This is a genomic window from Escherichia sp. E4736, assembly GCF_005781225.1.
In the GTDB taxonomy this organism is placed as follows: domain Bacteria; phylum Pseudomonadota; class Gammaproteobacteria; order Enterobacterales; family Enterobacteriaceae; genus Escherichia.
The window spans coordinates 128,978-141,423 of the sequence record NZ_VATT01000010.1 but is presented as its reverse complement, the minus strand read 5'-3'; the positions used below and the strand labels follow the sequence as shown (position 1 = coordinate 141,423).

Here is a 12,446-nt window from a genome sequence, read left to right as displayed (position 1 = left end):
GGGCCGGGTCATAGCGGTAACAAAGGTTCCCTGGGTTTAGTGGCTGCTGCGCTCGTCCTTGCGTGCACGACCTAGTAAAGTCAATGCTGCCTCGCGCGCGTTTTTTCCGCAATATAATACTTGATAAATTTCCTCGGTTATTGGCATTTCAACGCCGAAGCGATGCGCCAACTCGCGGACTTCTTTCGTATTGCGGTAGCCTTCCACCACCTGACCAATCTTCTCCTGCGCGCTTTGTACATCCATGCCCTGACCGAGCATCATGCCAAAACGGCGGTTACGCGACTGGTTGTCAGTACAGGTAAGCACCAGATCGCCCAGCCCCGCCATGCCCATAAAGGTGGCAGGATCGGCACCCAGCGCCGCACCAAGACGCGACATTTCAGCCAGTCCACGGGTGATCAGCGCCGTACGCGCATTTGCGCCAAAACCGATACCGTCGGACATCCCCGCGCCAATGGCAATGACGTTTTTCACCGCGCCGCCAAGCTGCACGCCAATGAAATCCGGGTTGCTGTAAACGCGGAAACTTTTGCCACAGTGCAGCAACTGCTGGAGATCATCGGCGAAGGTCTGGTCGGTAGAGGCCAGCGAAATAGCCGTCGGTAAACCTGCCGCCAGTTCTTTCGCAAATGTTGGACCAGAGATAACCGCTAGCGGAATTTGATCGCCTAACGCCTCACGCGCCACGTCCTGTAACAGACGCCCGGTTTCCGCTTCCAGACCTTTAGTCGCCCACACCAGCCGCGCATCAGGACGCATCAGCGGTTTAATCTGGCGCAGCACTTCACCAAAGACATGGCTGGGTACGACGACGAGAATATTGCGGCTGGCTGCCAGCGCGGTGGCGAGATCGCTTTCAAGATGGAGCGTATCGGGAAAAGGCACATCGGGGAGAAACGCAGCGTTACAGCGGTCGCGTTCTAGCGTTGCGATATGTTGAGGGTCATGGCCCCAGAGGACAACCTCGTGGCCATTTCTTGCCAGGGTGATGGCAAGAGCGGTGCCGTACGAGCCGGCACCGATCACAGTCATTGAAGCATTACGTTGGTTCATCAGGCATCCTGATGTTCTTCAGTACCTTCGCCAGCCTGCTGCTGCAAATAGTTCATGAACAGCGCATCGAAGTTAACCGGCGCAAGGTTCAGTTGCGGGAATGTACCGCGGGATACCATGCTGGTGATGCATTCACGAGCATACGGGAACAGAATGTTCGGGCAGTATGCGCCCAGGCAATGTGCCAGCTGGGTGCCTTCAATACCCGCGATGGAGAAAATACCGCCCTGCTGAACTTCACACAGGAACGCAGTTTCTTCGCCCAGGGATGCCGTTACGGTAACACGCAGTACCACTTCGTAAACGTCATCTGCCAGTTGAGAAGATGCCGTATCCAGATCAAGTTTAACTTCTGGCTGCCAATCTTTCTGGAAAACGTGCGGCGCGTTCGGCGCTTCGAAAGAAATATCCTTGGTATAAATACGTTGGATCTGGAAAGTCATTTCGGTGTTGTTTTGTTCTGACATGTGTAGAAAACCCTTAAGTGTTGTCCTTAAATACTGCGCAATGTAATGCCAACGTTCACACGTTATTTCAGCAGGGGATCCAGTCCACCACGTGCATCCAATGCATACAAGTCATCACAGCCGCCAATGTGCTGTGCGTCAATAAAAATCTGGGGAACCGTGGTACGACCGCTGCGTTTGATCATCTCTTCACGCTTGGCGGCGTTGCCATCAATCGGCAGCTCCTGAAAACTCACGCCCTTGCTGCTCAGCAGTGCTTTTGCACGATGGCAATACGGGCAGGTTTCTTTGGTATAGATTTCAACATTGGCCATAACTTAGCTCCTGTTTTTTTACCCTGAAATTTCATGTTGCAGGGCGGCAGCAAAATGGAGTGTCCCCAGAAGCTTATAACAATAAGTCGCTGGGGGCATAATTGCAGCTAACGGCCTGCATCATGAAAGACGACAGGTAAATTATTTGCCGCGCACCAGAGGCAAGTTTTCGCCAGCCCAGCCAGCGACGCCTTCTTTCAGCACGAATACTTGCGCAAAACCAGCTTTCGTCAGCGCGTTTGCAGGCTCCTGGCACTGCATGCCAGAACCGTCTACCACGATAACCGGTTTGTCTTTGTGCTTCTCAAGCTCACCAACATTGTTGGCTTTGATTTCGCTCGGCAACAGATTGATAGAACCTGCGATATGGCCTTTACGGAAGTCATCACGCTGACGTAAATCCACAACCACAGCGTCTTCTTTGTTGATCAGACGCGTAGCTTCACCACGAGTAATCACCTTCACTTTCGAGGTCAGGCTCTTAAACGTAGTGACAAGAACCGCCACCAGTAACGCGATCCAGGCGATACTCAGTATGGGATGACGGCCAACAAATTGCATAATTTCTTGCATGGGGGGTAACAACTCCCGACGTAGTGATTAAAAAAACCAGGAAAGGAGTATACCTGCGCAGTGCGGCAAATACAGCCAGCGCGTTAACTGGAATGCAATTTTGCGGGGCGCGACGAAAAAAAATCGCAAATCTGGCATCGGCTTGCCGCGAGCGGTCGTATATTTTGATCTTCAGAGGCTATTTTATCGATTCAGCTGTAGTAAAATTACGCAAATTTTGACTCTTGAGTATGAGGTTGTCGCAATGTCGGTTTCTAAAAAACCTATGGTACTGGTGATTCTGGATGGCTATGGCTATCGCGAAGAACAGCAGGATAACGCCATTTTTAGTGCTAAAACCCCGGTAATGGATGCACTGTGGGCCAATCGTCCGCATACCCTGATCGACGCTTCCGGTCTGGAAGTCGGTCTGCCTGACCGTCAGATGGGTAACTCCGAAGTAGGCCACGTTAACCTGGGTGCCGGCCGCATCGTGTATCAGGACCTGACTCGTCTGGACGTTGAAATCAAAGATCGCGCTTTCTTCGCTAACCCGGTACTGACTGGTGCGGTAGATAAAGCGAAAAACGCAGGTAAAGCAGTACACATTATGGGTCTGCTCTCCGCAGGCGGCGTACACAGCCACGAAGATCACATCATGGCGATGGTAGAACTGGCAGCTGAACGCGGTGCAGAAAAAATCTACCTGCACGCATTCCTTGACGGTCGCGACACTCCGCCGCGCAGTGCTGAATCTTCGCTGAAAAAATTCGAAGAGAAATTTGCCGCGCTGGGTAAAGGCCGCGTAGCGTCCATCATTGGTCGTTACTACGCGATGGACCGCGACAACCGTTGGGATCGCGTTGAAAAAGCTTATGACCTGCTGACTCTGGCGCAGGGTGAATTCCAGGCCGATACCGCCGTTGCTGGTTTGCAGGCTGCTTATGCTCGCGACGAAAACGACGAGTTCGTGAAAGCGACCGTTATTCGTGCAGAAGGCCAGTCAGATGCAGCAATGGAAGACGGCGACGCGCTGATTTTCATGAACTTCCGTGCTGACCGTGCGCGTGAAATTACTCGTGCGTTCGTGAACGCTGATTTCGACGGCTTCGCGCGTAAGAAAGTGGTTAACGTCGATTTCGTGATGCTGACCGAATACGCTGCCGACATCAAAACCGCAGTGGCTTACCCACCGGCGTCTCTGGTTAACACCTTCGGCGAGTGGATGGCGAAAAACGACAAAACTCAGCTGCGTATTTCCGAAACTGAAAAATATGCTCACGTCACTTTCTTCTTTAACGGTGGTGTAGAAGAGTCGTTCAAAGGCGAAGACCGCATTCTGATCAACTCGCCGAAAGTCGCTACCTACGACCTGCAGCCGGAAATGAGCTCCGCAGAGCTGACCGAAAAACTGGTTGCGGCAATCAAGAGCGGCAAATACGACACCATTATCTGTAACTATCCGAACGGCGACATGGTAGGTCACACCGGAGTGATGGAAGCGGCGGTTAAAGCGGTAGAAGCGCTGGATCACTGTGTTGAAGAAGTGACAAAAGCCGTTGAGTCCGTGGGTGGACAACTGCTGATCACCGCTGACCACGGTAACGCTGAACAGATGCGCGATCCGGCAACGGGTCAGGCACACACAGCACACACCAACCTGCCAGTTCCGCTGATTTACGTTGGTGATAAGAACGTGAAAGCGGTTGAAGGCGGTAAGCTTTCTGACATCGCACCGACCATGTTGTCGCTGATGGGGATGGAAATCCCGCAAGAGATGACTGGTAAGCCGCTGTTCATCGTGGAATAATCCCTCCCCATGAGGGGAAAGGCGATTAATACCATGACACGGGCCACGAAACCGCGCAGGTTTGCAGTCAGGCCCATCATTTACGCCAGCGTTCTTAGCGCTGGCGTATTGTTGTGCACGTTTTCCGCCCACGCGGATGACCGCGACCAACTCAAGTCTATTCAGGCCGATATCGCCGCGAAAGAGCGCGCGGTACGCCAACAGCAGCAACAACGCTCAAGCCTGCTTGCTCAGCTGAAAAAGCAGGAAGAGGCGATCTCCGAAGCCACCCGCAAGCTGCGCGAAACGCAAAACACGCTCAATCAACTGAATAAACAGATTGATGAGATGAACGCGTCGATTGCCAAACTGGAGCAGCAAAAAGCCGCCCAGGAACGCAGCCTCGCCGCGCAACTGGATGCTGCGTTTCGTCAGGGTGAACATACCGGTATTCAGCTGATTCTCAGCGGTGAAGAAAGCCAGCGCGGTCAACGATTGCAGGCTTACTTCGGCTATCTCAACCAGGCGCGACAAGAAACCATCGCCCAGTTGAAGCAAACGCGTGAAGAAGTCGCCATGCAGCGTGCTGAACTGGAAGAGAAACAAAGCGAGCAACAAACGCTGTTATATGAGCAGCGCGCCCAACAGGCGAAACTGACTCAGGCGCTGAACGAGCGTAAAAAGACGCTGGCGGGGCTGGAATCTTCCATCCAGCAAGGTCAGCAGCAGCTAAGTGAACTGCGTGCCAACGAATCCCGTCTGCGTAACAGCATTGCCCGTGCAGAAGCGGCAGCGAAAGCGCGTGCTGAACGTGAAGCGCGCGAAGCCCAGGCGGTTCGCGACCGTCAGAAAGAAGCGACACGTAAAGGCACCACCTACAAACCGACCGAAAGCGAAAAATCGCTGATGTCCCGAACTGGTGGTCTGGGCGCACCGCGCGGTCAGGCATTTTGGCCGGTTCGCGGGCCAACGCTGCATCGCTATGGCGAACAGCTACAAGGCGAACTGCGCTGGAAAGGGATGGTTATCGGTGCCTCTGAAGGTACTGAAGTTAAAGCGATTGCCGACGGTCGGGTGATTCTGGCTGACTGGCTGCAAGGCTACGGTCTGGTGGTGGTGGTTGAGCACGGTAAAGGCGACATGAGTCTTTACGGCTATAATCAGAGCGCACTGGTGAGCGTTGGTTCGCAGGTTCGCGCGGGCCAGCCAATTGCACTGGTGGGCAGCAGTGGTGGTCAGGGTCGGCCTTCACTCTATTTCGAAATTCGCCGCCAGGGTCAGGCGGTCAATCCACAGCCGTGGTTGGGAAGATAAGTTTTGTTTCCATTTCGTCGTAACGTTCTTGCATTTGCCGCTCTGTTAGCGCTTTCCTCCCCCGTACTTGCTGGCAAACTAGCCATTGTCATTGATGATTTTGGTTATCGCCCGCACAACGAAAACCAGGTGCTGGCGATGCCCTCCGCTATCTCCGTCGCCGTGTTACCCGACTCACCGCACGCCAGAGAGATGGCGACCAAAGCGCATAACAGCGGTCACGAAGTGTTAATCCATCTGCCAATGGCACCATTAAGTAAACAGCCGCTGGAGAAAAACACGCTGCGCCCGGAGATGAGCAGCGACGAAATTGAGCGCATTATTCGTAGTGCGGTCAATAACGTGCCCTATGCCGTGGGGATCAACAACCACATGGGCAGCAAGATGACCTCTAACCTGTTTGGTATGCAGAAAGTGATGCAGGCGCTGGCGCGTTACAATCTTTACTTCCTCGACAGCGTAACCATCGGTAATACCCAGGCGATGCGTGCCGCACAAGGCACTGGCGTGAAGGTTATTAAACGGAAGGTGTTCCTCGACGATTCGCAAAATGAAGCGGATATTCGTGTACAGTTCAATCGCGCAATTGACCTGGCGCGTCGCAACGGTTCGACCATCGCCATCGGGCATCCTCACCCTTCAACGGTACGCGTGCTACAACAGATGGTTTATAACCTGCCGCCAGACATTACGCTGGTGAAAGCCAGCAGCTTGCTGAATGAACCGCAGGTCGATACGTCTACGCCACCGAAAAATACGGTGCCCAACGCGCCGCGTAATCCGTTCCGTGGCGTGAAGCTGTGTAAACCGAAAAAACCGCTGGAACCCGTTTATGCGAATCGCTTCTTTGAAGTATTAAGCGAAAGCATCAGCCAGAGCACGCTGATCGTTTACTTCCAGCATCAGTGGCAAGGCTGGGGCAAACAGCCCGAAGCGGCGAAGTTTAACGCTAGCGCAAATTAAAGGCGCTACGCGTAATGCGATGGTGCGATCGTGTTTTGTCGCGCCATTGCCATAAGCGGAAAGACCACAGTAATGCCTGATAACCCACCTTTACGCTGCGGACATTAGTAATCAGGCGCTTATACATGCCGGAAGTAAATATCTCAGCAATCATCCGTTGGCGGATAAGAATATCTGGCTCTTTGCGCACCGCATGGCAAACACGCAATGCTTCGTAAGTTATTTGCTGATGAAATTCCGGATAAATTGTAATTTTGTCGGCATAATTTCGATTTAATTTCTCCAGCAGTCGGGTAATCTTAATATAGTGCCGTTGATAATTAAGGTTTTTATTCCCTTGTCTATTCAACCGACTCACTGACGTATTATGCAGATAATATTTATATAACGATTGCTCGGTATATCGCGCACGCAGCGCGTTAAACATAAATTCTGTTGTCCAGACAATATCCTGATGATGTAATCCGGCAATAAATTTAATGTTATTTTTTACAATAACATCGCGGCGATAAACGCCCATCCAGACAACGTGAGTCCAGCGGCGAGAAGAAAGTCCCATCCGCAGCCAGTCCGGGCCGGTTAATACGCCGGTTGAGCGTATGCGATCGGTGGGAATGGATTGCCAGGTTTCCCCCGTTTCACGAAAACACCAGTCAGCGTTGCACTGCGCCACGTCGAGATCGTCCTCTAACGCCATGGTCATCAGCGTTTCGTACATAGTGGGATAGACTTCATCATCAGCATCAACAAAAGCAACATATTTGCCCGTCGCTGCCTCGATCCCGCGATTACGCGCCACCGATGCGCCAGCATTCGCCTGATGCAGCAAGCGAACATGCGGATGTTTTTCTGCGTAATGCTTTGCTATTTCAACAGAATTATCCGTTGACCCATCGTTAATAATAATAATTTCCAGAGCAGTCCAAGTTTGCGCGATTAAAGATTCCATACAAGTGCGGAAATCATCGCCCGCATTATATAACGGGATAATAACACTTAGTTTATTAGTGCTGTTCATCATAAATTACCGACGACCTCTGAAGTTACCCTGACGTTTTACAGGCTTTGTATTAAGAAACTATTAAGCCTGTGAAATATTATTTTTACGGGTGAGAAAGTAACTTCAGGCTAGAGAGATAATGAGAGCAGCAATATAAGATAACAGCGCAATTACGATATCTTTATTACACTGACAGGATTTTACATATTTAACGGATTATCCTCAGGGAAAAGGGCTGGAATTTTGGATTTTCAGATTGTAGACAAAGTGCGCTTTGTTTATGCCGGATGTAGCGTAAACGCTTTATCCGGCATACCAAATTGTGCAAATTTAATATGTTGCAGGAACCGCGTAGGCCTGATAAGCCGTAGCGCATCAGGCAATTTTGTGTTTTCCATCAGCTTCAAGGGCTGGAATACCAGCCCTTGTTCGTGTTAATCCCAGCTCAGAATAACTTTCCCAGACTGGCCCGAACGCATGGCATCAAAGCCTTTCTGGAAATCGTCGATGGAGAAACGATGGGTAATGATTGGCGAGAGATCCAGACCAGACTGAATCAGCGCCGCCATCTTGTACCAGGTTTCAAACATCTCACGACCGTAAATACCTTTAATGAACAGTCCTTTAAAGATCACTTTTGTCCAGTCGATAGACATATCAGACGGCGGGATACCCAGCATCGCAATACGGCCACCGTGATTCATGGTGTCCAGCATCGTGCGAAACGCTGACGGCGCACCGGACATCTCCAGACCAACATCAAACCCTTCGGTCATGCCCAGTTCTGCCATTACGTCGTTGAGATTCTCTTTCGCGACGTTAACCGCACGAGTGATGCCCATTTTGCGCGCCAGCCCCAGACGGTATTCGTTAACATCAGTGATCACCACGTTGCGTGCACCAACGTGTTTCGCTACCGCCGCGGCCATAATACCAATTGGGCCTGCACCAGAAACCAGAACATCTTCGCCGACCAGATCAAATGATAGCGCCGTATGCACCGCATTTCCGAACGGGTCAAAAATTGCGGCTAAGTCATCGGAGATATTGTCGGGGATTTTGAAGGCGTTGAATGCCGGGATCACCAGATATTCGGCGAAGCAGCCCGGGCGATTAACACCAACGCCTATCGTGTTGCGGCACAAATGGGTACGACCACCACGACAGTTGCGGCAATGACCACAGGTGATATGGCCTTCGCCAGAAACGCGATCGCCGATCTTGAAGCCTTTCACTTCCTGACCGATGCCAACCACCTCACCAACATATTCATGGCCTACAACCATCGGTACTGGGATGGTTTTTTGCGACCACTCATCCCAGTTATAGATGTGAACGTCAGTCCCGCAGATGGCTGTTTTACGGATTTTAATCAGCAGATCGTTATGTCCGAGTTCCGGTTCAGGAACGTCGGTCATCCAGATGCCCTCTTCCGCTTTCAGTTTGGATAACGCTTTCATCTCACATCCTCACTCAGGCGATTACGCCCAGTTGTTTACCAATACGCGTGAACGCTTCTACCGCACGCGTAATTTGCTCAGGGGTATGCGCCGCAGACATCTGGGTACGAATACGCGCCTGACCTTTCGGAACGACCGGATAGAAGAAACCGGTGACGTAAATGCCCTCTTTTTGCAGTTCACGGGCAAATTTTTGCGCCACTACAGCATCGCCAAGCATGACCGGAATAATGGCGTGATCAGCACCCGCCAGGGTAAAGCCCGCCGCCGACATCTGCTCACGGAACTGACGCGCGTTCGCCCACAGACGGTCACGAAGCTCACTGCCCGCTTCGACCATCTCCAGCACTTTAATGGAAGCAGCCACAATGGCAGGTGCCAGTGAGTTGGAGAACAGGTAAGGACGAGAACGCTGACGCAGCCACTCAACCACTTCTTTACGCGCTGCGGTGTAACCACCAGAAGCCCCGCCCAGTGCTTTACCCAGCGTGCCGGTGATGATATCGACACGGCCCATAACATCGCAGTATTCATGGGAGCCACGTCCGTTTTCACCAACAAAACCGACGGCATGAGAGTCATCAACCATCACCAAAGCGTCGTATTTATCCGCGAGATCGCAAACCCCTTTCAGGTTGGCAATTACGCCATCCATAGAGAACACACCATCGGTGGCGATTAACACATGGCGCGCCCCGGATTCACGCGCTTCTTTCAGGCACGCTTCCAGCTCTTGCATATTGTTGTTGGCATAGCGATAGCGTTTCGCTTTGCACAGCCGCACGCCGTCGATGATCGAGGCATGGTTCAGAGCATCGGAGATAATGGCGTCTTCCGCGCCCAGCAGTGTTTCAAACAGACCGCCGTTGGCATCAAAACAGGAAGAGTAGAGAATCGCATCTTCCATGCCGAGAAATGCTGCCAGTTTCTGCTCAAGCTCTTTATGGCTATCCTGGGTGCCGCAGATAAATCGCACCGAAGCCATGCCGAAACCGTGAGAATCCATTCCCGCTTTTGCCGCCGCAATCAGCTCCGGATGATTCGCCAGTCCGAGATAGTTATTGGCGCAAAAGTTTATGACGTGACTTCCATCAGCCACAGTGATGTCTGCTTGCTGCGCAGACGTAATAATGCGTTCTTCTTTAAACAACCCTTCCGCCCTTGCGGTTTCCAGATCGTTAGTTAACTGCTGATAAAATTCTCCACGCATTGCGGTTCTCCAGACAGGGCAATTTCCAGCACATATTACCCAAACTTATAGTTCGCGACGAGATGACGCGTTAACACTTCTGTAAAATTTAGAATAAATAACGTCCATCCCCCTCACTTTCGGCGAATGGCTGAAGCCAACGCCGTGTAGTGATATGATAGAAGTATTCGTGTCTGAGATTGTCTCTGACTCCATAATTCGAAGGTTACAGTTATGATCATCGTTACCGGCGGCGCGGGCTTTATCGGCAGCAACATCGTTAAGGCCCTGAATGATAAAGGCATCACCGATATTCTGGTGGTGGACAACCTGAAAGACGGCACCAAGTTTGTGAACCTGGTGGACTTGGACATCGCGGACTATATGGATAAGGAAGACTTCCTGATCCAGATTATGGCGGGCGAAGAGTTCGGCGATGTCGAAGCGATTTTCCACGAAGGCGCGTGCTCTTCCACTACCGAGTGGGACGGCAAGTATATGATGGATAACAATTATCAATACTCCAAAGAGCTGCTGCACTACTGTCTGGAGCGCGAAATCCCGTTCCTGTACGCCTCTTCCGCAGCCACTTACGGCGGTCGCACCTCCGACTTTATTGAATCCCGCGAATACGAAAAACCACTGAATGTCTACGGTTATTCGAAGTTCCTGTTTGATGAATATGTTCGTCAAATCCTGCCAGAAGCGAACTCGCAGATTGTTGGTTTCCGCTATTTCAACGTTTATGGACCGCGTGAAGGCCATAAAGGCAGCATGGCGAGCGTCGCTTTCCATCTCAACACCCAGCTTAACAACGGTGAATCACCGAAACTGTTCGAAGGTAGCGAGAACTTTAAACGCGACTTCGTCTACGTGGGCGACGTGGCTGATGTAAATCTGTGGTTCCTGGAAAATGGCGTTTCCGGCATCTTCAACCTCGGTACTGGTCGTGCGGAATCCTTCCAGGCAGTAGCAGATGCAACACTTGCTTATCACAAGAAAGGTCAGATCGAATACATTCCGTTCCCGGATAAACTGAAAGGCCGCTATCAGGCGTTTACTCAGGCGGATCTGACTAATCTGCGCGCTGCGGGTTACGACAAACCGTTCAAAACCGTTGCTGAAGGTGTAACGGAATACATGGCCTGGCTGAATCGCGACATCAACGTAAATTCACAAAATCATTCGAGCGGTATCAAGGCGGCAACGAAGTGAATCTCCGGGAGCTTACAAAAGTAAGTGACCGGAGTGAACGCAGGCAGCCGCCGCAGAGACAGCTTGAAGGATGAAGTGAATGAAAATATTGGTGATCGGCCCGTCGTGGGTTGGCGACATGATGATGTCGCAAAGTCTCTATCGCACGCTCCAGGCGCGCTATCCCCAGGCGATAATCGACGTGATGGCACCGGCATGGTGCCGTCCATTATTATCGCGGATGCCGGAAGTTAACGAAGCTATCCCGATGCCTCTCGGTCACGGGGCGCTGGAAATCGGTGAACGCCGCAAACTGGGTCATAGTCTGCGTGAAAAACGCTACGACCGCGCCTACGTCTTACCCAACTCCTTCAAATCCGCATTAGTGCCTTTCTTCGCGGGTATTCCTCATCGCACCGGCTGGCGCGGCGAGATGCGCTACGGTTTACTCAACGATGTACGTGTGCTCGATAAAGAAGCCTGGCCGCTAATGGTGGAACGCTATGTGGCGCTGGCCTATGACAAAGGCGTAATGCGTACCGCACAAGATCTACCAAAACCGTTGTTATGGCCGCAATTGCAGGTGAGCGAAGGTGAAAAATCGTATGCCTGTAACCAATTTTCGCTCTCATCAGAACGTCCGATGATTGGCTTTTGCCCGGGTGCGGAGTTTGGCCCGGCGAAACGCTGGCCACACTACCACTATGCAGAGCTGGCAAAGCAGCTGATTGATGAAGGTTATCAGGTGGTTCTGTTTGGCTCTGCGAAAGATCATGAGGCGGGCAATGAGATTCTTGCCGCTTTGAATACCGAGCAGCAGGCATGGTGTCGGAACCTGGCGGGGGAAACACAGCTTGAGCAGGCAGTCATTTTGATTGCCGCCTGTAAAGCCATTGTCACGAACGATTCTGGCCTGATGCACGTTGCTGCGGCGCTCAATCGTCCACTGGTTGCTCTGTATGGGCCGAGCAGTCCGGACTTTACGCCGCCGCTTTCCCATAAAGCGCGCGTGATCCGCCTGATTACCGGCTATCACAAAGTGCGTAAAGGTGACGCTGCAGAGGGTTATCATCAGAGCTTGATCGACATTACTCCCCAGCACGTGTTGGAAGAACTCAACGCGCTATTGTTACAAGAGGAAGCCTGAC

The 12,446-nt window shown here is 51.8% G+C and carries 12 protein-coding genes; 5 read left to right on the top strand and 7 right to left on the bottom strand.

The window, feature by feature from the left end; translation table 11 throughout:
- Window positions 1-36 precede the first annotated feature (36 nt).
- The 4 genes from gpsA to FEK46_RS07420 all read right to left on the bottom strand — a co-directional run bounded on the left by gpsA (window position 37) and on the right by FEK46_RS07420 (window position 2,410).
- A complete protein-coding gene (gpsA, locus tag FEK46_RS07435; RefSeq protein ID WP_105289412.1) occupies window positions 37-1,056 on the bottom strand; it encodes an NAD(P)H-dependent glycerol-3-phosphate dehydrogenase in 1,020 nt (339 codons plus the stop codon).
- Complete coding sequence (gene secB / locus FEK46_RS07430; RefSeq protein ID WP_130206686.1) at window positions 1,056-1,523, bottom strand: protein-export chaperone SecB; 468 nt, start codon at window positions 1,521-1,523, stop codon at window positions 1,056-1,058. Before secB ends, gpsA begins: the two co-directional genes overlap by 1 nt.
- 62 nt (window positions 1,524-1,585) lie before the next feature.
- On the bottom strand, window positions 1,586-1,837 hold the full coding sequence (grxC, locus tag FEK46_RS07425) for a glutaredoxin 3 (protein ID WP_000024392.1): 252 nt from the start codon (window positions 1,835-1,837) through the stop codon (window positions 1,586-1,588).
- A 141-nt stretch (window positions 1,838-1,978) separates the two neighbouring features.
- On the bottom strand, window positions 1,979-2,410 hold the full coding sequence (locus FEK46_RS07420; RefSeq protein ID WP_001156181.1) for a rhodanese-like domain-containing protein: 432 nt from the start codon (window positions 2,408-2,410) through the stop codon (window positions 1,979-1,981).
- Between the two features lie 244 nt (window positions 2,411-2,654).
- Here FEK46_RS07420 and gpmM point away from each other — a divergent pair, with 244 nt between their 5' ends.
- From gpmM to FEK46_RS07405, 3 genes are read left to right on the top strand one after another with little or no spacing between them, the layout of a single operon-like run.
- The gene (gpmM, locus tag FEK46_RS07415; protein WP_135560305.1) at window positions 2,655-4,199 is read left to right on the top strand and encodes a 2,3-bisphosphoglycerate-independent phosphoglycerate mutase; all 1,545 of its coding nucleotides are present in this window, start codon (window positions 2,655-2,657) and stop codon (window positions 4,197-4,199) included.
- A 33-nt stretch (window positions 4,200-4,232) separates the two neighbouring features.
- Window positions 4,233-5,492: a murein hydrolase activator EnvC gene (envC, locus tag FEK46_RS07410; RefSeq protein WP_001626259.1), complete on the top strand. Its 1,260-nt coding sequence runs from the start codon at window positions 4,233-4,235 to the stop codon at window positions 5,490-5,492.
- 3 nt (window positions 5,493-5,495) lie between these two features.
- On the top strand, window positions 5,496-6,455 hold the full coding sequence (locus FEK46_RS07405) for a divergent polysaccharide deacetylase family protein (protein ID WP_135490510.1): 960 nt from the start codon (window positions 5,496-5,498) through the stop codon (window positions 6,453-6,455).
- Here the strand turns inward: FEK46_RS07405 and waaH are convergent.
- The 3 genes from waaH to kbl all read right to left on the bottom strand — a co-directional run bounded on the left by waaH (window position 6,442) and on the right by kbl (window position 10,125).
- A complete protein-coding gene (gene waaH / locus FEK46_RS07400; protein ID WP_130206691.1) occupies window positions 6,442-7,476 on the bottom strand; it encodes a UDP-glucuronate:LPS(HepIII) glycosyltransferase in 1,035 nt (344 codons plus the stop codon). The two genes, FEK46_RS07405 and waaH, sit on opposite strands and share 14 nt — an antisense overlap.
- Before the next feature lie 413 nt (window positions 7,477-7,889).
- Entirely contained in the window at window positions 7,890-8,915 is a 1,026-nt protein-coding gene (gene tdh, locus FEK46_RS07395; RefSeq protein WP_130206693.1) for an L-threonine 3-dehydrogenase, read from the bottom strand.
- A gap of 13 nt (window positions 8,916-8,928) precedes the next feature.
- Entirely contained in the window at window positions 8,929-10,125 is a 1,197-nt protein-coding gene (kbl, locus tag FEK46_RS07390) for a glycine C-acetyltransferase (RefSeq protein WP_064526086.1), read from the bottom strand.
- Between the two features lie 213 nt (window positions 10,126-10,338).
- Here kbl and rfaD point away from each other — a divergent pair, with 213 nt between their 5' ends.
- Together rfaD and rfaF are read left to right on the top strand one after the other, a co-directional pair.
- Complete coding sequence (rfaD, locus tag FEK46_RS07385; protein WP_135490513.1) at window positions 10,339-11,319, top strand: ADP-glyceromanno-heptose 6-epimerase; 981 nt, start codon at window positions 10,339-10,341, stop codon at window positions 11,317-11,319.
- 79 nt (window positions 11,320-11,398) lie between these two features.
- A complete protein-coding gene (gene rfaF / locus FEK46_RS07380) occupies window positions 11,399-12,445 on the top strand; it encodes an ADP-heptose--LPS heptosyltransferase RfaF (protein ID WP_130206695.1) in 1,047 nt (348 codons plus the stop codon).
- Window position 12,446 lies beyond the last annotated feature (1 nt).